Origin of the sequence: Tahibacter soli (genome assembly GCF_025717065.2) — a bacterium.
Taxonomy (GTDB): domain Bacteria; phylum Pseudomonadota; class Gammaproteobacteria; order Xanthomonadales; family Rhodanobacteraceae; genus Tahibacter; species Tahibacter soli.
This window is the reverse complement of record NZ_JAOVZO020000017.1, coordinates 342,830-366,760: the sequence shown is the minus strand read 5'-3', so window position 1 is coordinate 366,760 and position 23,931 is coordinate 342,830. Positions and strand designations below refer to the sequence as shown.

Annotated in this window: 19 protein-coding genes; 15 read left to right on the top strand and 4 right to left on the bottom strand. The window is 68.2% G+C overall.

Annotated features, from left to right (window positions below; translation table 11 throughout):
• Window positions 1-26: 26 nt before the first annotated feature.
• The 10 genes from OD750_RS12775 (at window position 27) to purH (ending at window position 11,556) form a co-directional block, all read left to right on the top strand.
• Entirely contained in the window at window positions 27-2,333 is a 2,307-nt protein-coding gene (locus tag OD750_RS12775) for a protein-disulfide reductase DsbD (protein WP_263545618.1), read from the top strand.
• The gene (locus tag OD750_RS12770) at window positions 2,333-2,959 is read left to right on the top strand and encodes a TlpA disulfide reductase family protein (RefSeq protein WP_263545617.1); all 627 of its coding nucleotides are present in this window, start codon (window positions 2,333-2,335) and stop codon (window positions 2,957-2,959) included. The genes OD750_RS12775 and OD750_RS12770 overlap by 1 nt, the downstream gene beginning before the upstream one ends.
• 70 nt (window positions 2,960-3,029) lie before the next feature.
• A complete protein-coding gene (locus OD750_RS12765) occupies window positions 3,030-5,000 on the top strand; it encodes a reprolysin-like metallopeptidase (protein WP_263545616.1) in 1,971 nt (656 codons plus the stop codon).
• A gap of 119 nt (window positions 5,001-5,119) precedes the next feature.
• The gene (aroQ, locus tag OD750_RS12760; RefSeq protein ID WP_263545615.1) at window positions 5,120-5,554 is read left to right on the top strand and encodes a type II 3-dehydroquinate dehydratase; all 435 of its coding nucleotides are present in this window, start codon (window positions 5,120-5,122) and stop codon (window positions 5,552-5,554) included.
• Between the two features lie 40 nt (window positions 5,555-5,594).
• Window positions 5,595-6,074, top strand: a complete 480-nt coding sequence (gene accB, locus OD750_RS12755) for an acetyl-CoA carboxylase biotin carboxyl carrier protein (protein WP_263545614.1) — start codon at window positions 5,595-5,597, stop codon at window positions 6,072-6,074.
• A gap of 71 nt (window positions 6,075-6,145) precedes the next feature.
• Window positions 6,146-7,513 carry an acetyl-CoA carboxylase biotin carboxylase subunit gene (gene accC, locus OD750_RS12750; protein WP_263545613.1) on the top strand — a complete coding sequence of 456 codons (1,368 nt, stop codon included), beginning with the start codon at window positions 6,146-6,148 and terminating at the stop codon, window positions 7,511-7,513.
• A gap of 208 nt (window positions 7,514-7,721) precedes the next feature.
• Window positions 7,722-8,606 carry a 50S ribosomal protein L11 methyltransferase gene (gene prmA, locus OD750_RS12745; protein WP_263545612.1) on the top strand — a complete coding sequence of 295 codons (885 nt, stop codon included), beginning with the start codon at window positions 7,722-7,724 and terminating at the stop codon, window positions 8,604-8,606.
• A gap of 49 nt (window positions 8,607-8,655) precedes the next feature.
• On the top strand, window positions 8,656-9,441 hold the full coding sequence (locus OD750_RS12740; RefSeq protein WP_263545611.1) for a zinc-ribbon and DUF3426 domain-containing protein: 786 nt from the start codon (window positions 8,656-8,658) through the stop codon (window positions 9,439-9,441).
• A 181-nt stretch (window positions 9,442-9,622) separates the two neighbouring features.
• Window positions 9,623-9,901 (top strand): helix-turn-helix domain-containing protein, encoded by a 279-nt coding sequence (locus OD750_RS12735; protein WP_263545610.1) that lies wholly within the window; start codon window positions 9,623-9,625, stop codon window positions 9,899-9,901.
• A 77-nt stretch (window positions 9,902-9,978) separates the two neighbouring features.
• On the top strand, window positions 9,979-11,556 hold the full coding sequence (gene purH / locus OD750_RS12730) for a bifunctional phosphoribosylaminoimidazolecarboxamide formyltransferase/IMP cyclohydrolase (RefSeq protein WP_263545609.1): 1,578 nt from the start codon (window positions 9,979-9,981) through the stop codon (window positions 11,554-11,556).
• A gap of 144 nt (window positions 11,557-11,700) precedes the next feature.
• On the opposite strand, the gene OD750_RS12725 is transcribed toward purH, so the two are convergent.
• Window positions 11,701-12,126, bottom strand: a complete 426-nt coding sequence (locus tag OD750_RS12725) for a DUF2782 domain-containing protein (protein ID WP_263545608.1) — start codon at window positions 12,124-12,126, stop codon at window positions 11,701-11,703.
• Between the two features lie 114 nt (window positions 12,127-12,240).
• On the opposite strand from OD750_RS12725, the gene polA reads away from it, so the two are divergent.
• Window positions 12,241-14,976 carry a DNA polymerase I gene (gene polA / locus OD750_RS12720; protein ID WP_263545607.1) on the top strand — a complete coding sequence of 912 codons (2,736 nt, stop codon included), beginning with the start codon at window positions 12,241-12,243 and terminating at the stop codon, window positions 14,974-14,976.
• 402 nt (window positions 14,977-15,378) lie between these two features.
• Here the strand turns inward: polA and OD750_RS12715 are convergent, their stop codons facing one another.
• A complete protein-coding gene (locus tag OD750_RS12715) occupies window positions 15,379-16,470 on the bottom strand; it encodes a PQQ-dependent sugar dehydrogenase (protein WP_263545606.1) in 1,092 nt (363 codons plus the stop codon).
• 94 nt (window positions 16,471-16,564) lie between these two features.
• On the opposite strand from OD750_RS12715, the gene OD750_RS12710 reads away from it, so the two are divergent.
• On the top strand, window positions 16,565-17,173 hold the full coding sequence (locus OD750_RS12710; RefSeq protein ID WP_263545605.1) for a DUF1287 domain-containing protein: 609 nt from the start codon (window positions 16,565-16,567) through the stop codon (window positions 17,171-17,173).
• Here OD750_RS12710 and OD750_RS12705 read toward each other — a convergent pair.
• Window positions 17,151-18,860, bottom strand: a complete 1,710-nt coding sequence (locus tag OD750_RS12705; protein WP_263545816.1) for an alkaline phosphatase family protein — start codon at window positions 18,858-18,860, stop codon at window positions 17,151-17,153. The genes OD750_RS12710 and OD750_RS12705 overlap by 23 nt on opposite strands.
• A gap of 127 nt (window positions 18,861-18,987) precedes the next feature.
• Between OD750_RS12705 and OD750_RS12700 the strand changes: the two genes are divergently transcribed.
• Together OD750_RS12700 and ubiA are read left to right on the top strand one after the other, a co-directional pair.
• On the top strand, window positions 18,988-20,994 hold the full coding sequence (locus OD750_RS12700; RefSeq protein ID WP_263545604.1) for a bifunctional 2',3'-cyclic-nucleotide 2'-phosphodiesterase/3'-nucleotidase: 2,007 nt from the start codon (window positions 18,988-18,990) through the stop codon (window positions 20,992-20,994).
• Window positions 20,995-21,171: 177 nt separating this feature from the next.
• Window positions 21,172-22,104, top strand: a complete 933-nt coding sequence (ubiA, locus tag OD750_RS12695) for a 4-hydroxybenzoate octaprenyltransferase (protein WP_425508228.1) — start codon at window positions 21,172-21,174, stop codon at window positions 22,102-22,104.
• Here ubiA and OD750_RS12690 read toward each other — a convergent pair.
• Window positions 22,101-22,823, bottom strand: coding sequence for a ComF family protein (locus OD750_RS12690; RefSeq protein WP_263545603.1), 723 nt, complete (start codon window positions 22,821-22,823; stop codon window positions 22,101-22,103). The genes ubiA and OD750_RS12690 overlap by 4 nt on opposite strands.
• A gap of 62 nt (window positions 22,824-22,885) precedes the next feature.
• Between OD750_RS12690 and bioB the strand changes: the two genes are divergently transcribed.
• Window positions 22,886-23,914 carry a biotin synthase BioB gene (bioB, locus tag OD750_RS12685; protein ID WP_263545602.1) on the top strand — a complete coding sequence of 343 codons (1,029 nt, stop codon included), beginning with the start codon at window positions 22,886-22,888 and terminating at the stop codon, window positions 23,912-23,914.
• Window positions 23,915-23,931: the final 17 nt, after the last annotated feature.

Here is a 23,931-nt window from a genome sequence, read left to right as displayed (position 1 = left end):
GCCAGGCCTTCTCTATTGGAGCTGCAATGAACCGCCGTTTCGCCCGTTTCGCCGCTTTCCTGGCCGGTCTCGTCGCGATCGCCGGTGCGCACGCGCAGTCCGACGACCTCCTGCTGCCGGTCGAAAAGGCGTTCGCGCTGACCGCGACCGCGCCGACGCGCGACACGGTCCGGCTCGAATGGACGATCGCGGACGGCTACTACCTGTACCGCTCGCGCATCAAGACGAAGGCCGGTGCCGGTACGACGCTCGGCACGCTCGACCTGCCGCCGGGCGAGCCCAAGCACGACGAATTCCTCGGCGACGTCGAAGTGTTCCACCATCAGGCGACCGCGACGCAGCCGTTCACGCTCGCCGATCCCGCGGCCGACACCGTCGAGCTGTCGGTGCAGATCCAGGGCTGCCACGAGCTCGATCCGAAGATCTGCTATCCGCCGGCCACGACAAAGCTGTCGCTGAAACTGCCGCCGCCGGGCGCAACCGCGCCGGCTGCCCCGGTCGCGAGCGGCGGCTCGCTCAAGGATGCGCTCGGCAGCCTCGGCAAGCCGGCCGCCGCGCCGATCGAAGGCATGGACGCGATCGGCGCCGACGCCGCCGTCCCGGGCGACGAAAAACTGCCGCTGCCGCCGGAACAGGCGTTCCGTTTCGAAACCATCGCGCTCGGCCCGACCGAACTCCTCGCGCGCTGGACGATGCCGAAAGGCTATTACCTGTATCGCGACAAGACGGTACTGACCGTGCCGGCCGACGCCGACGCCGGCGTCAAGCTCGGCGCGCTGCGCTGGCCGGCCGGCAAGCTGCACCAGGACGAACACTTCGGTCAGGTCACCGTGTATTTCGACCAGGTGGAGCTGCCGATTTCGATCGCGCGCGAACGCGGCGACGCCGGCAAGCTGCGCCTGTCCGCCGAATTCCAGGGCTGCGAAGACGGCGGCGTGTGCTATCCGGTCATGACGCGCACGGTCGACTTCGACCTGCCGGCCGCGAGCGCGGCCGAGATCAAGGCGTCGGCCGCGAATGCGGTCGCGGCGCCGGCCGCGGAACAGTCCGAGGAACAGGCGCTCGCGTCGCAGCTGTCGGGCAATCGCCTGTGGGCGCTCTTGTCGTTCTTCGGCTTCGGCCTGCTGCTCGCGTTCACGCCGTGCGTGTTTCCGATGATCCCGATCCTGTCGGGCATCATCGCGGGCGCCGGCGATAACGTGTCGACGAAGCGCGCGTTCGTGCTGTCGCTCGTCTACGTGCTCGCCTCGACGGTCGTGTTCACGATCGCCGGCGTCGCGGCGGGCCTCGTCGGCGCGAACCTGCAGGCGCTGTTCCAGAAACCGTGGATCCTGTGGAGCTTCGCGACGCTGTTCGTCGCGCTGTCGCTGTCGATGTTCGGCTTCTACGAACTGCAGTTGCCGAGCGCGCTGCAGAACCGCATCGCGAACGTCAGCAATCGCCAGCAGGGCGGCTCGCTCGTCGGCGTCGCGATCATGGGCGTGCTGTCGGCGTTGATCGTCGGTCCGTGCGTCGCGCCGCCGCTCGCCGCGGCCGTGCTGTACATCAGCCAGACGCGCGATCCGGTGTTCGGCGGCCTGGCGCTGTTCGTGCTGTCGCTCGGCATGGGCGCGCCGCTCGTCGTCGCGGGCACCGCGGCCGGCAAACTGCTGCCGCGCGCCGGCGCGTGGATGGACGCGGTCAAGAACGTGTTCGGCGTGAGCTTCCTCGCGCTCGCGATCTGGATGCTCTCGCGCATCCTCGATCCGGTGTGGGTGATGCTGATGATCGGCGCGCTGCTGGTCGCCTGCGCGATCTATCTGGGCGCGCTCGAACGCCTCGCCGACGACGCCTCGGGCTTCACGAAGCTGTGGAAGGCGCTCGGCGTGATCGCGCTGATCGCCGGCGCCGCGCAGCTGATCGGCGCCGCGGCCGGTTCGCGCGACGTGCTGCAGCCGCTCAAGGGCATCGCGGGTTCGGGCGGTGCCGCGGCCGAGCAGCATCTGCAATTTCGCACGATCAAGAGCGTCGCCGACCTCGAACGCGAACTCGCCGGCGGCAAGCCGGTGCTGCTCGACTTCTACGCCGACTGGTGCGTGAGCTGCAAGGAAATGGAGAAGTTCACGTTTACCAAACCGGACGTGCAGGCCGCGTTGTCCGGCTACGTGCTGCTCAAGGCCGACGTCACCGCGAACGACGAGACCGACCAGGCGCTGCTCAAGCATTTCTCGCTGTTCGGCCCGCCCGCGACGATCTTCTTCGGTGCCGACGGCAAGGAGCGTCGCGCGTCGCGCCTGATCGGCTTCGAAGAGGCCGGCGCGTTCGTCGCGCGCGTGAAGAAGGCGGGCGGCTGATGCGCGCGCGCCAGGCCGCCGGCGTCGTCGGGCTCGCGCTCGGCGCGGCCGTCGCCGGTCTCGTCGCCGGCAGTTTTCTCGACCGCAAGGGTCCGCCCGCGTGGCTGACCGACGCGATGTCGACGACCCGCCCCGGCCGCTGGCTCGCCGATTCGTGGATCGCCGCGACGAAGCTGGCCGCGCCGCCGGGCGTGCCGGTCGCGCGCAAGGGCGATCGCCGCCCGGACATCGCGCTGGTCGATCTCGACGGGCAGCCGGCCGCGCAATCGGCGTGGGACGGCAAACTCGTCGTGGTGAACTTCTGGGCGAGCTGGTGCACGCCGTGCCGCGAGGAAATGCCGGAACTCGAACGCTTCCATCAGGCGCAGCGCGACAAGGGCGTCGAAGTGGTCGGGTTCGCGATCGACGATCCGGCATCGGTGAAGGAATTCCTCAACACCACGCCGGTCACGTATTCGATCGTGTTCGCGCGCGACACGCTGCCGAGCCCGACCACGCTGTTCGGCAATACGCACGGCGCGCTGCCGTACAGCGTGCTGATCGGCCGCGACGGCCGCGTGCTCGAGCAGCGGCTCGGCAAGATCGACGCCGCGCAGCTCGAACGCTGGATCGGCGATCCGGGTTGAGTGCGCCGCGACACGGCAAACCGGACCGATTCCGGCACACTCGCGGCGTAGCGGCCATCGGAGCGTGCGCATGCGGGCCACAGTACGGGTAGCGACAGCGGTGCTGTTGTCGATCGGCACCTGCGCGGCGCGGGCGGCGTCCGATCCGTGGACCGATCTGGCAACGGCCGCATTGCCGCCGACGGCGCCGCAGCCGGCGGACTACCGGATCGTCGCGCTCGACATCGCCGCACTGCGCGACGCGTTCGGCGACGCGCCCGGCGGCACGGCCCTGCTGTCGCTGCCCTTGCCGGACGGCGGCGTTTCCACGTTCGCGCTGTCCGACTCCGGCACGATGCCGACCGCGCTCCGGCAAAAGTTTCCGCAGATCGAAAGCCTCGCCGGCCGCGACGCGCAGGGCCGGCGCGCGCGCGTCGACCTGTCCGAACTCGGCCTGCACGTGCGCGTGTTCGCGCTGGAAGGCGGCTTCGTCGTCGCGCCCCTCGGCGACGCGAACAGCCGGCGCTATATCGTCTACCGTCGCGACCGGCTGCCGCCGCGCACGCAACCGTTCCGGTGCGGCTTCGATGCGTCATTCGATCGTCGGCCGGCCCAACTGCGCGCCGCACCGGCGTCGCCGGCGACGATCACCGGCGCGACGCGGCGCAACTATCGCGTCGCCGTCGCCGCGACCGCGCCGTACGTGGCGGCCGTCGGCAACGGCAGCGTGTCGGGCGGTCTCGCGGCCGTCGTCGCGACGCTCAACCGCGTCAACGAAGTGTACGAGTCGGAGTTCGCGATCCACCTGACGCTCGTCGCGAACAACGATCTCGTGATCTACGCGAACGCCGCGAACGATCCGTACCTCAACAGCCTGAACGACGTCGGCCAGAACACGGCGAATCTCGATGCCGTCATCGGCACCGCGAACTACGACGTCGGCCACGTGTTGACGACCGCGGACGGCGGCATCGCCTATGCCGCCTCGACGTGCCAGAGCGCGACCAAGGGCGGCGGCTCGACCGGCCAGGCGAACCCGCAAGGCGATCCGTTCGACATCGACTACGTCGCGCACGAACTCGGCCACCAGTTCGGCGCCGTCCACTCGTTCAACGGCTGCGAAGGCGAAGGCACCGACGAATCCGGCTACGAGCCGGGCAGCGGCAGCACGATCATGGGCTACGCGGGCCTGTGCGGCGCGGACGACCTGCAGCCGCATTCCGATCCGTACTTCCATGCGAAAAGCCTGCAGGACATCAACCGCTGGACGCTGATTTTCGGCGGCACCTGCGCGCAGAACTCGCCGAACCCGAACGCCGTCCCCGCGATCGCGGCGGCGTCGCTGCCGACCGGCAGGACGATTCCCGCACGCACGGCGTTCGCGCTGACCGCGAGCGCGACCGATCCCGACGGCGACGCGCTGACCTATGCGTGGGAGCAGTTCGACCTCGGCGCCGTCACGACGCTCGCCGACGGCGACATCGGCAACGGCCCGATCCTGCGCTCGGTCGCGCCGACCTCGAGCCCGACGCGTCTTTTTCCGCGCCTGTCGACGATCCTCGGCGGCCCGGCCGCACCCGGCGAAATCCTGCCGACGACGACGCGCCCGCTGAATTTCCGCCTGACCGTGCGCGACAGCCGCGCCGACGACGGCCGCTCGACGAGCGCCGACGTCGCGCTGAACGTCACGAGCGCCGCCGGTCCGTTCGTACTGACGCTGCCGAACGGCGCACTGGCCTGGGGCCGCGGCGAAACGCGCCTCGTGCGCTGGAACGTGGCGAACACCGACATCGCACCGGTCGGCTGCGCCGCGGTCGACATTGCGCTGTCGACCGACGGCGGCGCGACCTTCGCGCAACCGCTCGCGACGGCGGCGCCCAACAGCGGCCTTGCATCGATCGTCGTGCCGGCGGTGACGGACACGAACGCGGCGCGCGTCAGGATCTCCTGCGCGACGAACGTGTTTTTCGACGTATCCGATGCGAACTTCACGATCGGCGCGACGGGCACGCCCGACCCCGCGATCGACGCGATCTTTGCCGACGGTTTCGACCCGCCCTGAACGGGCGCGGCGCGCGGAGCGAATTAAAACATCGGCCAACTTCGCCGATATGGACAAGATCAGCGCCGAAGCGCAGACTTGCGCCCCCTGCCGGTCCCCACCGGCGACGGAGTGCCGGCTTGGCCAGGATCCTGCTGCTCAATGGCCCGAATCTGAACCTGCTCGGCACGCGCGAGCCGGAGACGTACGGCCACGCGACGCTGGCCGGCATCGTCGGCGATCTTGCCCAGATCGCGCAAGCGGCGGGTCACGAACTCGACCATTACCAGTCGAACGCCGAGCACGTGCTGATCGAGCGCATTCACGCCGCGCGCGCCGACGGCACGGCGTTCGTGCTGATCAATCCGGCCGCGTTCACGCATACGAGCGTCGCGCTGCGCGACGCGCTGCTCGCGGTCGCGCTGCCGTTCATCGAGCTGCACCTGTCGAACGTCCATGCGCGCGAGCCGTTCCGGCGGCATTCGTACCTGTCGGACATCGCCGTCGGCGTGATCGCCGGGTTCGGTGCCGACAGCTACCGCCTCGCGCTGCAGGCGGCCTTGCGCCGCCTCTGAAACCACCCCATCCCTTTCTGCACCCCGTGAGGATCCGTCCGTGGACCTGCGCAAGATCAAGAAGCTGATCGACATACTCGAAGAGTCGAATCTCGCCGAACTCGAAATCAAGGAAGGCGAGGAAGTCGTGCGCCTGAGCCGCATGCCGCGTGCGGGCCTGCCGATGGCGATGGCGGCACCCGCGCCGACGCCGGTCACCCATGTGCACGTCGAACAGCATCGCCCGGCGCCCTCGGGCTCCGCGCCGGACGCCGCGGGCGGCGCCAACGCCAAGACGCTGCCGGACGGCCACGTCGTGCGCTCGCCGATGGTCGGCACGTTCTATGCGTCGCCGAATCCGGAAGCGCCGGCCTTCGTCAAGGTCGGCCAGACCGTCAAGGCCGGCGACACGCTCGGCATCATCGAAGCCATGAAGATGTTCAACCAGATCGAAGCCGACGTCGCCGGCACCGTGGTCGCGGTGCTCGCGAGCAACGGCCAGCCGATCGAGTTCGACGAACCGCTGTTCGTGATCGGCTGAGCGAGATCGTCCCACCCGCGCGCACGCCGGCGTCTCGCCGCGACACGTGCGCGCTACAACCGGGCTTTGCCATGCTGGATAAAATCGTCATCGCCAACCGCGGTGAAATCGCGCTACGCATCCTGCGCGCGTGCCACGCGCTCGGCATCAAGACGGTCGCGGTGCATTCGACCGTCGACCGCAACTTGAAACACGTCGGCATGGCCGACGAATCGGTCTGCATCGGCCCCGCGCCCGCAGCCGAAAGCTATCTCAACGTGCCGGCGATCATCGCCGCGGCGGAAGTCACCGACGCGCAGGCGATCCATCCGGGCTACGGGTTTCTCTCCGAGAACGCCGACTTCGCCGAACGCGTCGAAAAATCCGGCTTCATCTTCATCGGCCCGACGCCGAACGTGATTCGCCTGATGGGCGACAAGGTCGAGGCGATCAAGGCGATGAAGGCGGCCGGCGTACCGTGCGTGCCGGGCTCGGGCGGGCCGCTCGGCGACGATCCGGTCGACAACGGCCGCATCGCGCGCGACATCGGCTATCCGATCATCGTCAAGGCCGCCGGCGGCGGCGGCGGGCGCGGCATGCGCGTCGTGCACACCGAGGCGCACCTGCACAACGCCATCGCCATGACGAAGTCGGAAGCGAAGGCCGCGTTCGGCAACGACATGGTGTACATGGAGAAATTTCTCGAGAATCCTCGCCACGTCGAAATCCAGGTGCTGGCCGACGGCCAGGGTGGCGCGATTCATCTGGGCGAACGCGACTGCTCGATGCAGCGCCGCCACCAGAAGGTGGTCGAGGAAGCGCCGGCGCCCGGCATCACCGCCGAACAGCGCGAGGCGATCGGCAAGGTGTGCGTCGACGCGTGCCTGCGCATCGGCTATCGCGGCGCCGGCACGTTCGAGTTCCTGTACGAAGCCGGCCGCTTCTACTTCATCGAGATGAACACGCGCATCCAGGTCGAGCATCCGGTGACTGAACTCATCACCGGCGTCGATCTCGTGCGCGAGCAGATCCTCGTCGCCGCCGGCGAAAAGCTGTCGATCCGGCAGGAGGACATCCGCTTCACCGGTCATGCGATCGAGTGCCGCATCAACGCCGAAGACCCCGACACGTTCATGCCGAGCCCCGGCACGATCAAGCGCTTTCTCGGCGCCGGCGGCCCCGGTGTGCGGCTGGACACGCACATCTACGACGGCTACCGCATTCCGCCGAACTACGATTCGATGATCGGCAAGCTGATCGTGCACGGCCGCGACCGCGAAACCGCGATCGCGCGCATGCGCCTCGCGCTCGCCGAGATGGTCGTCGACGGCATCAAGACGAACATCCCGCTGCAGCAGCGCATCATGGCCGACGGCGGTTTCCAGCAGGGCGGCCAGAACATTCACTATCTCGAAAAGCGCATCGCCGAACAGCGCGAAAAAGGGATAACGCTGGGCTGACGCGAACGCGCGGAAGCGATCCAGGGATGGATCGCCCGAAGATCGACCGCTCAGCGGTCGATCTTCGGAGGGCGTGCGCAAGCTGCGCTTGCGCCGCTCGATCCAAAAACGGGCAGGAGCCCGTTTTTATCCGCTACGTTCGTGCCGCTTTCACGTAGAACGCGGCACGATTCTCGCAACACGCCGTCAGGCCTTCGCAGACATTCCCATGCCCTGGATCGAACTCTCGCTCACCCTCCACGCCGACCAGCAGGCGCGCATCGAAGCCGCGCTCGACGACCTCGGCGCGCTGTCGGTCACGCTGCTCGACGCCGAAGACCATCCGATCTTCGAACCCGCGCCCGGCGAGACGCCGGTGTGGCCGACGATCAAGCTCGCCGCGCTGTTCGACGTCGCCTGCGATCGCGTCGGCCTCGTGCACGTGCTGACCGACCTCGTGCCGGAGCTCGCGCCCGACCAGCTCGAATTTCGCGACGTGCCCGACGAGGACTGGACGCGCGCCTGGATGGATACGTTCGCGCCGATGCAGTTCGGCCGGCGCCTGTGGATCTATCCGTGGAACATCGAGCCACCCGAGGACGATGCCGAGGCGGTAGTCGTGCGGCTCGACCCGGGCCTCGCGTTCGGCACCGGCACGCATCCGACGACGGCGCTGTGCCTGGAATGGCTCGACGGACTCGACCTCGCCGGCAAACGGCTCGTCGACTACGGCTGCGGCTCGGGCGTGCTCGCGATCGCGGCGCTCAAGCTCGGCGCCGCGCACGTCCTCGGCGTCGATCTCGATCCGCAGGCGCTCGAGGCGAGTCGTGACAACGCCGAGCGCAACGGCGTCGTCGAACGGCTCGAACTGATGCTGCCCGACGCGTACGCGCCGCGGCCGTGCGATCTGCTCGTGGCCAACATTCTCGCCGGCCCGCTCGACGAACTCGCGCCGCTGTTCGCCGCGAGCGTGGCGCCGGGCGCGCCGTTCGCGCTGTCGGGCATCCTCGCCGGCCAGGACGTCGATCTGCTCAAGCGCTACGCCGAATGGTTCGACGGCCTGGAAGTCGCGCAGCGCGAAGACTGGGTGCGCATCAGCGGCGTGCGGCGCTAGCCGCAGCGGTCCGGCAAGCCGTTTTCCGACAGCCTGCTAGACTTGCGGCATGTACACGCAATGCCCCGAATGCCTGACCGTCTACAACGCGGATGCCGCGGCGATCGCGCGCGGCCACGGCACGGTGCGCTGCAGCCATTGCAGCGCGATCTTCGACGCGCTGCATACGCTCGCCGACCAGCTGCCGCCGGAACCGTTCGACCGTCTGCCGCAACAGCCGGCCGAATCCGATCCGCCGCAGCTCGGCGTGCCGGTGTACCGGCCCAACGCGCAGCAAGTCACCTTCACGTTCGATCCCGACGAACGGCCGCGTCACCGCGAACGCCGCAGCACGCCCGCGTTCGCGCATCACGGACGCAGCGGCACGCGACGCCGCTGGCCGTGGGTCGTCGGCGTCGCGGTGCTGTTCGTCAGTCTCGGCGCGCAGATTTCGTACGCCGAGCGCGATCGCCTGCTCAATACCGACAGCATCCGGCCGTGGCTCGATCGTGGCTGCGAACAGCTGCATTGCACGCTGCCGCTGAGGCACGATGCGAGCCGTCTCGAACTTCTGTCGCGCGACATCCGGCCGCATCCGTCGGTGCCGGGCGCGCTGATCGTTTCGGCGACGCTGCAGAACGGCGCCGACTTCGCGCAGGCCTATCCGGTCGTCGAGATCACGCTGTCGGACCTCGACGAAAACCGCGTCGCGATGCGCCGCTTCCAGCCGCGCGAGTATCTGGGCGATTCGCGCACGATCGCCGGCGGCCTCGCGGCAGGCGCGAGCACGGCGCTGGTGTTCGAAGTGCGCGATCCCGGCAAGAACGCCGTCGCGTTCGAATTCAAATTTCTGTGAGCCGCGGCCCGAATCCCTGAGTTCGTCGCGCGTGCGCACGACGTCGCGATTCAGATGGGAGTTTTCGCGCGCGAGTCACACCTTGGCACTTACCAAGCCGATCGTCCCGCGCTAACATCCCTGCCCCGTCGGCTACTCGCATCCGGCGGTCATGGAAGAACAGACCCAGGTTGCCGCCTTCGTGAATGCCGTCCCTTTCCTGCGTGCCGACGCGGCACCCGATTCCGTCCTGCAGCCGGCGCTGCGCGAATGCGTTGCGCGCGCGGTGCGCCGCTATCTGACCGATCTCGACACGCACCAGGCCGAAGGCCTGTTCGACCTCGTCATGCAGGAAGTCGAAGGTCCGATGCTGCGCGAAGTCATGACGTGGTACGGCGACAACCAGAGCAAGGCCGCGATCGCGCTCGGCATCAATCGCGCGACGCTGCGCAAGAAGCTCACGCAGCACGGATTGCTGTAACCGTCGCATCGATCCGACGCGCAGCGCGCGAGCGCCGGCTATACTTTCCGCCTCTCTCGCTCCGACCGACTATCGCCATGTTCGACGCCACCCTCGTTCCGGTGCGGCGCGCGCTGCTCAGCGTGTCCGACAAATCCGGTCTGCTCGATCTTGCCCGTGGCCTCGACGCGCTCGGCGTCAGTCTCGTATCGACCGGCGGCACCGCGCGCGCGCTGCGCGACGCCGGCCTGCCGGTGACCGACGTGTCCACCGTCACGGGTTTTCCCGAGATCATGGACGGCCGCGTCAAGACGCTGCATCCGAAAATTCACGGCGGCCTGCTCGGCCGGCGCGGCATCGACGATCAGGTGATGACGCAGCACGGCATCGCGCCGATCGACCTTCTCGTCGTCAACCTGTATCCGTTCGAGGAAGCGACCGCGCGGCCCGACTGCACGCTCGACGATGCGATCGAAAACATCGACATCGGCGGTCCGGCGATGCTGCGTGCCGCGGCGAAGAACCACGAGCACGTCGCGGTCGTGACCGATCCGTCCGACTACGCCGAACTGCTGCAGGCGCTGCATGCGCACCAGGGCACGACCCTCGACCTGCGCCGGCGCTTCGCCGCGAAGACGTACGGACACACCGCGCGCTACGACGGCCTGATCGCGAACTGGCTCGGTGCGCGCACCGGCGAGCGCGAAGACAACTACCCGCCGAGCCTGCACCTGTCGTTCCGCCGCGCGCAGACGCTGCGCTATGGCGAGAACCCGCACCAGTCCGCCGCGCTGTACGTCGAACAGGGCGGTCCGGCCGGCATCGTCGCGACCGCGCGCGTCCTCGCCGGCAAGGAGCTGTCGTTCAACAACATCGCCGACGCCGATGCCGCGCTCGAATGCGTCAAGGCGTTCGGCAGCGCGCCGGCCTGCGTGATCGTCAAGCACGCCAATCCGTGCGGCGTCGCGCTCGGCGAAACGCCGATGCTCGCGTACGAGCGCGCCTACGCGTGCGACCCGACCTCGGCGTTCGGCGGCATCATCGCGTTCAACCGTTCGCTCGACGTGGTCACGGCGCGCGCGATTCTCGACCGGCAGTTCGTCGAAGTCGTGATCGCGCCGGAAGTGGACGAAGCGGCATTGGCGGCATTCTCCAAAAAGCCGAACGTGCGGGTGCTCGCGACCGGCCACTGGCCGGAACAGTCGCCGACGTCCCACGACCTCAAGCGCATCGCCGGCGGCCTGCTGATACAGGACGCCGACCGCGACACGCTGCTGCTGTCCGATCTGCAGATCGTCTCGAAGCGCGTGCCGAACGCCGACGAACTGCGCGACCTCCTGTTCGCCTGGCACGTCGCGATGTACGTGAAGTCGAACGCGATCGTCTACGCCAAGGGCGGACAGACGATCGGCGTCGGCGCCGGCCAGATGAGCCGCGTGATCAGCGCGAAGATCGCCGCGATGAAGGCCGAAGAAGCCGGCCTCGACGTGCGCGGCAGCGTGATGGCGTCGGACGCGTTCTTCCCGTTTCGCGACGGTATCGACACCGCGGCGAAAGCCGGCATCCGCGCCGTGATCCAGCCCGGCGGTTCGATGCGCGACGAAGAGGTGATCAAGGCCGCCGACGAAAACGACATGGCGATGGTGTTCACCGGCGTGCGGCACTTCCGCCACTGAACGAAAAGGCCGCGCAGAAAACGCGGCCTCGCTTCGGCTGTTGGTTTTTGGAGCCCCCGTAAGTAAAGGGGCGGCCAAACACGCAGTGTTTGGCCAGGGTTGTGGGATGCGACCTGCTGCTCGCAGAACCTCGAGCAATACGAATTAATTCCATTCGTAAAGTTTATAGTACACGGGGGCGACAGGCCCTTCCTTCGGATTGCCCTCGAGCTTGCCGTCGCCGTTCGTGTCGATGTACTCGTGCGGCACGCCGCCCTTGCGCGAAATGCGGATCATGCTGACCTTGCCGTCGGTGCGGTATTCCTCGATCGTGTCCTCACCCTCGTTGCGTACCGTGACGGTGGTGTTGCCCTTCGGTGCCTGCGAGGCGGGCTTGCCCTTGTCGGCAGCCGCTTGCGCGGCGACCTCGGCGTCGACGGCGGCCTTCACGCCCGGATCGTCCATGGTCGGCGGCGGTTGCGTCTTGAGGTCTGCGGCCGACGGCGGCGGCGTCGGATCGGACTTCTTCTCGGCGGCGCAGGCGAGCGTTGCGGCGAGGCTCAGGCCCACGGCGATGGCGATGCGATTCATGACGAACTCCTGCGACGGATGCTGCGCGCAGCATAGCAAAGGCGCCTGAACCGCCCCTGCCGCCGAACGATTAAACTCCGACCGGTTCGCCTGTGCGCAGGCCAAGGAGTTGCCATGCCCACCCTCATCCTGATTGACGGTTCGAGCTATCTGTTTCGCGCGTTCCATGCGCTGCCTCCGCTGACGAACGCGGCAGGCGAGCCGACCGGCGCGCTGTTCGGCGTCGTCAACATGCTGCGCAATTCGCTCAAGGCGAAACCCGACTACATCGCGTTCGTGTGCGACGCCTCCGGCCCGACGTTCCGCGACGAGCTGTATCCCGAATACAAGGCGAATCGCCCGCCGATGCCCGAGGAACTGCGCGCGCAGATCGAGCCGATGATGGAAATCGTCAAGGCGCTCGGCTTTCCGATCCTGCGGGTTTCGGGCGTCGAAGCCGACGACGTGATCGGCACGCTCGCGACGCAGGCGGCCGCGGCCGGCATCGACGTCGTCGTGTCGACCGGCGACAAGGACATGGCGCAGCTCGTCGGTCCGCACGTGACCTTGAGCAACAGCATGACGAACACGACGATGAACGCGGCCGGCGTGTTCGAGAAGTTCGGCGTGCATCCGAACCAGATCATCGACTTCCTCTCGCTGATGGGCGACTCGGTCGACAATATTCCCGGTGTGGAAAAGTGCGGCCCGAAGACCGCGGCGAAGTGGCTGGCCGAGTACGGCACGCTCGACGCGGTGATGGACAACGCCGCGAAGATCGGCGGCAAGATCGGCGAAAACCTGCGCGCCGCGCTGCCGCAGCTGCCGCTGTCGCGCCAGCTTGCGACGATCCGGCTCGACGTGCCCCTCGACGAGGCGCCGACCGACCTCGCCTTGCGCGAGCGCGACGTCGACGCGCTGCGCCGCCTGTATGCGCGGTACGAGTTCAACGCGGCGCTCAAGGAACTCGACAACAAGCCGCTGCCCGACGACGTGCGCGGCGCGAACGTGCCGGCGCAGTTCCGCAAACAGACGACGAGCGATGCCGACGGCACGCTCGCGATGCAGGGCGTGTACGACTGCGTCGTCGACCAGGCCGCGTTCGACGCGTGGCTGGAAAAGCTGCGCGCGGCGCCGATCGTCGCGATCGACACCGAAACGACGTCGCTCGATCCGATGCGCGCGGAGATCGTCGGCCTGTCGTTCGCGGTCGAAGCCGGCAAGGCGGCGTACGTGCCGCTCGCGCACGACTATCCCGGCGCGCCGCAGCAGCTCGACCGCGACGCCGTGCTCGCGGCGTTGAAGCCGCTGCTGGAAGATCCCGACCGGCCCAAGCTCGGCCAGCACGCGAAGTACGACATCAACGTGTTCAGCCGCTACGGCATCACGATGCGCGGCGTGCGCTACGACTCGATGCTCGAGTCGTACGTGTGGAACTCGACCGCGACGCGCCACGACATGGATTCGCTCGCGCGCCGCTATCTCGGCTACACGACCATTCCGTACGACGCGGTCGCCGGCAAGGGCGCCAAGCAGATACCGTTCAGCCAGGTCGCGCTCGAGCAGGCGTCGGCTTATGCCGCGGAAGACGCCGACGTCACGCTGCGCCTCCACGAGACGCTGTGGCCGAAACTCGCGACCGAACCGGGCTTGATGCGCGTGTACGAAACGATCGAAGCGCCGCTGATTCCGGTGCTCGCGCGCATGGAGCAGCGCGGCGTCCTGATCGATACGAACGCCTTGCGCGTACAGAGCAACGAACTGGCCAAGCGCATGCACGAGCTGCAGCAGCGCGCGTACGACATCGCCGGCCGCACGTTCAGCCTCGACTCGCCCAAGCAGCTGCAGGCGATCCTGTTCGAAGAGCTGAAGCTGCCGATCGTCGTGAAGACGCCGACCGGCCAGCCGTCGACGAACGAGGAAGCGCTCGACGCGATCGCCGACCAGCACGAGCTGCCGAAGCTGATCCTCGACTACCGCGGCTACGCGAAGCTGCGATCCACGTACACCGACAAGCTCGCCGAGATCGTCAATCCTCGAACCGGCCGCGTGCACACGAGCTACGGCCAGGCGATCGCGGCGACCGGCCGGCTGTCGTCGAACGATCCGAACCTGCAGAACATCCCGATCCGCACCGAGGAGGGCCGGCGCATCCGCCAGGCGTTCGTCGCGCCGCCGGGCTATCGCATCCTCGCGGCCGACTATTCGCAGATCGAGCTGCGCATCATGGCGCATCTGTCGGGCGACGCGGGCCTGCTGTCGGCGTTCGTCGGCGGCCTCGACGTGCACCGCGCGACCGCGGCCGAAGTGTTCGGACTGCCGCCCGAGCAGGTGGATTCGAACCAGCGGCGCGCCGCGAAGGCGATCAACTTCGGCCTGATGTACGGCATGGGCGCGTTCGGCCTCGCGCGCCAGCTCGGCATCGCGCGCAACGAGGCGAACGACTACATCGCGCGCTACTTCGCGCGCTATCCCGGCGTGCGCACGTTCATGGACAACATCCGCGAACAGGCGCACCGCGACGGCTACGTCGAAACCGTGTTCGGCCGCCGCCTCTATCTCGACGACATCCGCGCGCGCAATCAGAACCTGCGCGCCGGCGCCGAACGCGCGGCGATCAACGCGCCGATGCAGGGCACCGCGGCCGACATCATCAAGCGCGCGATGATCGCGGTGGACGGCTGGCTCGGCGCGCGCGACGACGCGCGCATGCTGATGCAGGTGCACGACGAACTCGTGTTCGAAGTGCGCGAGGACGTGCTCGACGAGATCGCGACGGGCGTGCGCGAACGCATGAGCGGTGCCGCGGAACTCGCCGTGCCGCTCGTCGTCGATATCGGCACCGGCAGGAACTGGGACGAAGCGCATTGAACGCGCGACCAAGGCAAAACGTAAACGCCGATTAACACGTAACGCCTTGATTTTCTTCCCAATGAATGGATTCTGAATTCGACCCGAAACCGCTGCGAACCTTTTGGATCGAATACCGTCTTATTCGTCAGGTGCACGCAACGGCACCTGGTTCATTCCCCTCCCTGGATGAGCCACGGAACCCGGGTCCCTCCCCAGACCCGCTTCCGCACCCCCGAACCCCGAAGATCCCCCCTGGTCTTCGGGGTTCTTTTTTCCTTGAGGCAACCTTCGCAGGTCGGGTTCCTGCCGTATTGCGCGTGCACCCGCAACCCTGGCCGAATGCTGTCGCATTCGGCCGCCCCCTTAACGTAAGGGGGCTCCGGAAGCACGAGACCTGCGTCGAACTTTGTTGCCCGGCTTTTATTTTTTGTATTCGATGCGGTAGATCGCGCCGGCCTTGTCGTCGGAAACCACCAGACTGCCGTCCGGCGCGACGACGACGTCTACCGGCCGGCCGTCGACGCTCTGGCCCTTGAGCCAGCCCGACGCGAACACTTCAGGCTTCTGCACTTTTCCACCCTTTACTTTCGCGACCGTCACGCGATAGCCGACCTTGCTCGACCGGTTCCACGAGCCGTGCTCGGCGATGAACAGCGCGCCTTCGTATTCCTCGGGAAACGCCTTGCCGTCATATACCGCGATACCCAGCGCCGCGACATGCGCGCCCAGGCCGTAGGCCGGCGCGACGAAATCCTTGCACGGCCGCTCCTTGCCGAATTCGCCGTCGGGGATCGTTCCGTTGTGGCAATACGGGAAACCGAAATCCATGCCCGCCTTCGGCGCGTGGTTGAGTTCGTCGTCGGGGATGTCGTCGCCGAGCAGGTCGCGGCCGTTGTCGGTGAACCACATCTCGCCGTTCGCGTCCCAGTCGAAGCCGACGCTGTTGCGGATGCCGGTCGCGTAGATCTCTGGCCTCGGCGAGGCGGCTTTCGCATCCAAGCGCAGGATCTGCCCGAACGGATCCTTGCGCGCGCAGACGTTGCACGGCACGCCGACGGACAGGTACAGCAAGCCGTCGGGGCCGAAGTGGATCGTGCGCATGCCGTGATGCGGAATGTCGGGCAGATTGCCGAGCACGACCGCCGGCCTGGGCGGCGCGTCGAGCGAGGTCTCGATCGCGTCGTAGCGCGCGATGCGCGTGCGCTCGCCGACGTACAGCGCACCGTCCCTGAACGCGACGCCGTGCGGATTCGTCAGGTCGTCGAGCACGACGCGCGCCTTCGCGCGACCGTCCGCGCCGGGCGGCCAGTCGACCGCATAAACCTTGTCGGCGCCGCGCGAGCCGACGAACAGGTGGTTCTGCCCGAACGCGAGACCGCGCGCGTCGGGCACCTCGTCGGTCAGCACGCTGATGCGAAATCCGGCGGGCACCGTCACGCCCTCGAGCGGATCGGCGGCGGCGCTGCCGCAGGCGAGCAAGGCGATCGCGGCGGTGCGAAACAGAGGGCTCATCGAAAGACTCCGTGGCGGTCGTCGCCCGATTATGCGCGAGGAACTTTCAGGGCGGAGCGGACTCTGCGGACTCGACCTTCGTCGAGGATTTCGCATGCGCCGGTTGCGTCTTCTGATCCTGCTCCCCGCGCTCGCCCTGGCAAACGCGGTCGCCGCGGAGCCGGATTTTCCGGCGCGCCTCGTCACCGCGGCGAGCGCGCAGATCGGCGTCACGCTTGGTTACGACGGCGCGTACGTGAAGCTCGCCTATCCCGGCGGCGACGTGCCGATCGAAACCGGCGTGTGCACCGACGTCGTCGTGCGCGCGTACCGTGCGCTCGGCGTCGACCTGCAGCAGCGCGTGCACGAAGACATGCGCCGCGCGTTCGCCGCGTATCCGAAATTGTGGGGACTGAAGTCGCCCGACTCGAACATCGATCATCGCCGCGTGCCGAACCTCGCGACGTATTTCGCGCGCCACGGCACCGCGCTGGAAGCGAGTCAGACCGACGCGTCGCTGTACGCGCCGGGCGATATCGTCACCTGGCGCCTGCCGAGCGGCGTGCCGCACATCGGCATCGTGTCGACGCGGCGCGTGGCGAACCGGCCGACCGTCGTGCACAACATCGGCCTCGGCACGCGCGACGACGACGCGCTGTTCGCGTTCGTCGTCACCGGCCACTACCGCTACGCGCCCGCGGCTACTGCTTCTTCGCCGCGTTGAGCAGCCGCTCGCGCGTCGGCACGGTCACGGGCACCTTGTCGGCGTTGCAGCTGCCGAGCGCGCACAGCTGCGCGCGGATGCGCGGCGCGCTCTGCGCGACGATGTGGAAGATCACGTTCTGTTCGAGTTCGCCGTGGAACGCCTGCGCGCCCGGACCGCGCGCGAAGATCGCGACGTCGTCGCCGCCGTGGCTTTCGCTCTTGAACGGGATCGGCGATTCCTGCATGTAGTCCGGCGCCGTGGTGTCGACGTGCGTCAGGTCGGCGCGGCCGGCCTTGTTCGCCAGCGCGCTCGTATACGAATGCGGATACGTCTTCGGGCCGGCCGGCTGCCGGTCGGTCGCGCCCTGGTAGCCCGGGCCGTTGGCGTAGCCGAGCGTCGTGTACGGCAGACCGAGCTGGTCGAGCGCGAGCGCATTCGTCGCGCCTTCGAAGTCCGAGCCGCCGCGCACGAGGCCGAGGATCGGATTGCCGCGGATCGGGTAGCCCGAGAACGTCATCGTGTGCGCGTGGTCGGCCGTCACGACGATCAGCGTGTCGGCGGCGTCGGTGTCTTCCATCGCCGCGCGCACCGCGTCCGAGAACGCGATCGTGTCGGTCAGCGCGCGATACGCGTTGCCGGCGTGATGGCCGTGATCGATGCGGCCGCCTTCGACCATCAGGAAATAGCCGTTCGGGTTCTTCTTCAGCACCTTGAGCGCCGTGTGCGTCATTTCCGCGAGCGACGGCTCGCCGGCCTTGTCGGTCGGCCGGTCGTGGTCGTACTGCATATGCGAGATCTCGAACAGGCCGAGCAGATGCTTCGTCTTGCCCGGATCGATCGCTTCGAACTGTGCACGATTCCACACGTACTGCGCGCCGGGCCGGCCGGTCCACTGCGCGATCAGGTCGCGGCCGTCGAGGCGCTGGCCTGGATAGCCGTCATATTCGGGATCGCGCTGCGTCGCCGGCATGAACTCGGTACGGCCGCCGCCCATCGCCACTTCGAGGCCGTCGCCGATCGGAAACTCGACGAGCTGGCGCGCGAAGTCGCTGCAGCCCTGATCCTGCGCGGCCTTCGACAGCTCGACATCGACTTCCCAGTCGCGCTCGGGCAGATGGCCGTACGTCGCGGCCGGCGTCGCGTGCGTGATGCGCGTCGTCGTGACGGCACCGGTCGACATGCCGGCGAGTTCCGCGATTTCGAGCGCGCTGACGAGTTCCTGGCCCTTGCTCGACGCGCAGTCGCCGCGGTTGGCCGCCTGCGATATGCCGATGAAGCCGGACTTCGTCTTCACGCCGGACATGATCGCGGTCATCGTGCCGGCCGAGTCGGGCGTCTGCGAATCGGTTTCGTACGTGCGCGAGAACGCCGTGTAGGGCAGCGTTTCGAACGACAGGCGATAGCTTTCGCCGTCGACGCCCGCGCGCTGGCCCGCGAGGATGTGCGCCGCGGCGATCGTCGGAATGCTCATGCCGTCGCCGAGGAACACGATGACGTTCTTCGCGCGCGGCGGCGTCGCGCCGACGTTGGCGTGCGCGGCGGCGGCGCCGGCCGTGAACCACCACGCGGCGGACTCGCCGCCCGGCCGTTCGATCGACGGCACCGCGATGGCGGTCGGCGTGCGCGCGGACGGCGCATTGGACGACGGCTGGTGGGCGCAGGCGGCGGACAGGGCGACGGCGAGCGTCAGCGGTACCAGGCGCAGGCGTTTCACGACGGTTTTCTCCCAGGCGAACGGCGACGATAGCGAGCGAGTGTGACAGCGCTTCGATGCGTGTGCCAACCCTCGCCCGATGCTAAGGTGCGCGCCTGCCAACGACCTCAAGACGCCCATGCAACGCCATCTTCTCGCCGCCGCGGTCGCCGTTCTCGTCGCCGCCTGCGCCTCCGCGCCGCCGTCGTCGAAGCCCGCCGCCGCACCGACCCTCGACGACGGCGCGCGCGCCGACGTCGCGCTGCTCGAAACCACCGACCTGCATTCGAACGTGCTCTCGTTCGACTACATGAAGGGCGTCGCCGACCCGACGCTCGGTTTCGAGCGCGTCGCCTCGCTGATCCGGCAGGCGCGCGAAGAATTCCCGAACACGTTCCTGTTCGACGACGGCGACACGATCCAGGGTACGGCGCTGTCCGACTTCCAGGCGTTGCCCGGCAAGCTCGCGTGCACCGAACAGCTCGCGATGTACAAGGCGATGGACGCGCTCGGCTACGACGGCGCGGCGATCGGCAACCACGAGTTCAACTACGGTCTTGCGTTCCTGTCGCAGGTCACCGGCACGCCGTACGATGTGGACGACTCCACAAAGCAGCGCTGCAAGGGACCGGCGTTTCCGATCGTGCTGTCGAACGTGTTCTCGGCGAAGACCGGCTCACCGCTGTATCCGCCGTTTCACGTCGTCGAGAAAACGATCAAGGCGTGGACGCCGGACGGCAGCGCGATCGACGTGCCGCTCAAGATCGGCATCCTCGGCTTCGCGCCGCCGCCGATTCTCAAATGGGACAAGCGCAACCTCGAAGGCAAGGTCACCACGATGGGCGTGGTCGAGGCGGCGAAACGCTATCTGCCGGAATTGAAAGCGCGCAACGTCGATCTCGTCGTCGCGATCTCGCACGGCGGACTCAACCCGAGCCCGTACGACGAAAACATGGAAAACGCGAACTGGCATCTCGCGGCCGTGCCCGGCATCGACGCGATGCTGCTCGGCCATTCGCACGACACCTTCCCGAACGCGGCGAACCCGAAGTCGCGTTTCAACAACATGCCCGAAGTCGACAACGAACGCGGCTTCGTGCGCGGCGTGCCGGCGGTCATGGGCAGCTTCTGGGGCAAGGGCCTCGGCGTGATCAAGCTCGCGCTCGCGCGCAAGGACGGCCGCTGGCAGATCGATCGCGACAAGACGCACAGCGAAGTGCGTCAGATCTGCGTGACGCCGAAGGACTGCGTCGCGCCGGACCAGCAGATCGCGCGGATCGTCGCGGCCGAGCACGCAGCGACCGTCGCCTGGGTCGACACGCCGATCGGGCAGACGCGCGAACGCCTGTCGACGTATTTCGCCGATCTCGGCGACACGAGCGCGCTCGGCGTCATCAACGCCGCGCAGCGCGAGTACACGATCGAGTGGATCAAGCGCGAACGGCCCGACCTCGCGAACGTGCCGGTGCTGTCGGCCGCGGCCGCGTTCAAGGCCGGCTTCGCGGGGCCGGAGGACTACACCGACATTCCGGCCGGCAAGGTGACGATCAAGAACGCGGCCGACCTGTACCTGTACCCGAACACCATTTCCGCGGTGAGCATCAACGGAACGACGCTCAAGGCGTGGCTTGAAAAATCGGCGGAACGCTTCAACCGCGTCGATCCGGCCGCGGCCGAGCCGCAGGCGCTGATCAACGCGAAAGTGCCGACGTACAACTTCGACGTGATCCAGGGCGAACTTGCGTACACGATCGACCTGACGCGCGCGGCCGGCGAACGCATCGTCAAGCTCGCGCTGCGCGGCAAGCCGGTGAAACCCGAGCAGCCGTTCATCGTCGCGACGAACAACTACCGCGCGAGCGGCAGCGGCAACATTCCGGGCCTCGACGGCAAGAACATCGTGATGTCGGAAGAAACGACGAATCGCGACGTCGTGATCGCGTGGATCCGCGCGCATCCGAACCTCGACCGCAAGGCGATCGAGGCGAGTCCCGTGCGCTTCGCGCCGATCGCGCTGAAAGCGCCGCTGACGTTCAAGGGCCGCGCGGGCCAGGCGGCCGTCGCGCAGGCGAACGGCATCAAGGGCGTCAAGCAGATCGCCGACAACGGCGACGGCACCGCGACGTATACGTTCGAACCTCGCTGAACGAACGCGCAGCTTCGGGCTAGGTCCGATCGCGCCGGCACGGCTACACTCCGGCGCATGAGCAAGACGCCCGCGCCGCGCGGCAACCCCAGAACGACAGTGCCGCCCGGCGCGCGCCGCAAGGACGCGCCGGCCGCGCCGCCGCATCCGGCCGATGCGTCGATGCGTTCGCGCAAGATTTTCGGCGCGCTGTTGCGGCTCCTGCCCGAAGGCTGGCGCGAACGCGCGCACGACCTCCTCGTGCTGATGCGGCTCGACCGACCGATCGGCGCGCTGCTGCTGCTGTGGCCCACGTGGTGGGCGCTGTGGCTCGCGCAGGGCGATTTTCCGCCGCCGGGCCTGCTCGTGATCTTCACGCTCGGCGTGTTCCTGATGCGCGCCGCCGGCTGCGTGATCAACGACTACGCCGACCGCTGGCTCGATCCGAAGGTCGAACGCACGCGCGAGCGGCCGATCGCGTCGGGGCGCGTGAGTCCGCGCGACGCGCTGATCCTGTTCGTAATGCTGATGCTGGCCTCGTTCGGACTCGTGCTGCTGACCAACCCGATGACGGTGAAGCTCTCGTTCGTGGGGGCGGCGCTCGCGACGTTGTATCCGTTTGCCAAACGCTACACGCATCTGCCGCAGGTCGTGCTCGGCGCGGCGTTCGGCTGGTCGATCCCGATGGCGTTCGCGGCGGTCAAGGGCGGCGCGCCGGCGGTCGGCTACGTCGACGCGCTGCCGCCGCTGTGCTGGCTGCTGTTTCTCGCCAACGTCGTGTGGGCGACGGTGTACGACACGCAGTACGCGATGGTCGACCGCGAGGAAGACATCGCCGCGGGATCGAAGTCGACCGCGATCCTGTTCGGCGACGCCGACCGCGCGATCATCGGCGTCCTGATGGCGACCCTCGTGCTCGCGCTCGTGCTCGTGGGCACGCGCGCCGACCTGCACGTCGTCTACTACGCGGGCGTCGCCGTCGCGGCCGGGCTGTGCGTATGGCAGCAGTGGCTGATCCGCGAGCGCGAGCGCACCGCGTGCTTCGCCGCGTTCCGCAACAACCTGTGGCTCGGCATGGCCGTATGGATCGGCATCGTGCTCGCGCTCGGCTTCAAGCACGGCGCGGCTTAAGCGCCGGTCTTCCCCACGCGCGGCGCCCGCGCGACGGCCCACACCTCGACGTGCACGCACCCCGCGCGGCGCAACGCGCGCGCCGATTCGCGCAGCGTCGTACCGGTGGTCATCACGTCGTCGACGATCGCGACGCGGCGCGGCAACGGCGCGACCACCGCGAGCGCGCCGCGCAGGTTGCGCCGCCGTTCGAGCGCCGACAGGCCTGTCTGCGGCGGCGTCGCCCGGGTGCGCACGAGCGCGTCGGCGGCGAGCGGCACGCGCAGCGCGCGCGACCACGCGCGGGCGAGTTCGAGCGACTGGTTGTAGCCGCGCTCGCGCAGCCGGCTCGCGTGCAGCGGCACCGGCACGAGCGCGTCGGGCAGCGGCGCGTCGTTCGCGCGCCGCGCCAGCGCGACTTCGGCGAGCACGCGCCCGGCCGCGAGATCGCCGCCGAATTTCAGGCGCGTCAGCAGCGTATCGATCGGCGCGCCGTAGACGAACGGCACCCACGCCGACGTCTGCGGCGGCGCGCGTTTCGCGCACGGGCCGCACAGCGCGCCGGATTCGAGCGGAATCGCGCAGCGCGCGCAGCAGCGGCGGTTCGGCACGAGATCGGCCGCGCAGCCGGCGCACAGGTCGCGGTCGACCGCCGCGGCGCCGCACAGCACGCACGCGGCCGGCAGCAGCGCGAACTCGACGCGGCGCAGCCAGCCGTCAACCTTCAAACGTCCGTTCAAGTTGACAGCCTCCGGGCCGCTTCACCACACTCGCGCCCACTCTAAGCCGCAGAACCCGCCCGATGACAGCCATCCGCCACGATTGGACGCGCGACGAAGTGCTCGCCCTGTTCGACCTGCCGTTCGCCGATCTCATGAGCCGCGCGCAGGCGATGCACCGCGAACATCACGACGCGAACGCGGTACAGGTGTCGACGCTCCTGTCGATCAAGACCGGCGGCTGCCCGGAAGACTGCGCGTACTGCCCGCAGAGCGCGCGCTACGCGACCGGGCTCAAGGCCGAAAAACTGATGTCGCTCGACATCGTGCTCGACAAGGCGCGCCAGGCGAAGGCGGCCGGCGCGACGCGTTTCTGCATGGGCGCCGCGTGGCGCTCGCCGAAAGACAAGGACGTGGAAAAGGTCGCCGCGATGGTCGGCGCGGTCAAGGCGCTCGGCATGGAAACCTGCGCGACGCTCGGCATGCTCTCGGGCGATCAGGCGCGCACGCTGAAATCGGCCGGCCTCGACTACTACAACCACAACCTCGACACCGCGCCCGACTTCTACGGCGAGATCATCCACACGCGCGAGTATCAGGATCGTCTGGACACGCTCGAACACGTGCGCGACGCCGGCATGAAGACGTGCTGCGGCGGCATCGTCGGCATGGGCGAAACGCGTGCGCAGCGCGCGGGCCTGCTGCAGACGCTCGCGAACCTGCCCGAACATCCGACGTCCGTGCCGATCAACCGGCTCGTGCAGGTGCAGGGCACGCCGCTCGCCGGCACGGCGCTGCTCGATCCGTTCGAATTCGTGCGCACGATCGCGGTGGCGCGCCTCCTGATGCCCGCGTCGATGGTGCGCTTGTCGGCCGGTCGCGCCGAGATGAGCGACGAGCTGCAGGCGCTGTGCTTCCTCGCCGGCGCGAACTCGATCTTCTACGGCGAAAAGCTGCTCACGACCGGCAACCCCGACGTCGAACACGACCGTGCGCTGTTCGCGCGCCTGGGCATTCATCCGCTCGAGGTCGAATTCGAGCCGGGGACGGTGCATGCGGATATCGTCGAAGAGGGTGGGTGCGGCGATGCGCGTCACTTCGAAGCGGCGTAACGACAGAGCCGTCATCC

What these genes read in the sequence shown, in the direction of transcription:
- OD750_RS12710 (WP_263545605.1), top strand. Translation starts at nt 16,565, where the DNA reads ATGCGCCGGTTGCGTCTTCTGATCCTGCTCCCCGCGCTCGCCCTGGCA.
- OD750_RS12725 (WP_263545608.1), bottom strand. Translation starts at nt 12,126, where the DNA reads ATGAATCGCATCGCCATCGCCGTGGGCCTGAGCCTCGCCGCAACGCTC.
- OD750_RS12770 (WP_263545617.1), top strand. Translation starts at nt 2,333, where the DNA reads ATGCGCGCGCGCCAGGCCGCCGGCGTCGTCGGGCTCGCGCTCGGCGCG.
- OD750_RS12765 (WP_263545616.1), top strand. Translation starts at nt 3,030, where the DNA reads ATGCGGGCCACAGTACGGGTAGCGACAGCGGTGCTGTTGTCGATCGGC.
- OD750_RS12700 (WP_263545604.1), top strand. Translation starts at nt 18,988, where the DNA reads ATGCAACGCCATCTTCTCGCCGCCGCGGTCGCCGTTCTCGTCGCCGCC.
- OD750_RS12740 (WP_263545611.1), top strand. Translation starts at nt 8,656, where the DNA reads ATGTACACGCAATGCCCCGAATGCCTGACCGTCTACAACGCGGATGCC.
- bioB (WP_263545602.1), top strand. Translation starts at nt 22,886, where the DNA reads ATGACAGCCATCCGCCACGATTGGACGCGCGACGAAGTGCTCGCCCTG.
- OD750_RS12715 (WP_263545606.1), bottom strand. Translation starts at nt 16,470, where the DNA reads ATGAGCCCTCTGTTTCGCACCGCCGCGATCGCCTTGCTCGCCTGCGGC.
- purH (WP_263545609.1), top strand. Translation starts at nt 9,979, where the DNA reads ATGTTCGACGCCACCCTCGTTCCGGTGCGGCGCGCGCTGCTCAGCGTG.
- polA (WP_263545607.1), top strand. Translation starts at nt 12,241, where the DNA reads ATGCCCACCCTCATCCTGATTGACGGTTCGAGCTATCTGTTTCGCGCG.
- accC (WP_263545613.1), top strand. Translation starts at nt 6,146, where the DNA reads ATGCTGGATAAAATCGTCATCGCCAACCGCGGTGAAATCGCGCTACGC.
- OD750_RS12775 (WP_263545618.1), top strand. Translation starts at nt 27, where the DNA reads ATGAACCGCCGTTTCGCCCGTTTCGCCGCTTTCCTGGCCGGTCTCGTC.
- prmA (WP_263545612.1), top strand. Translation starts at nt 7,722, where the DNA reads ATGCCCTGGATCGAACTCTCGCTCACCCTCCACGCCGACCAGCAGGCG.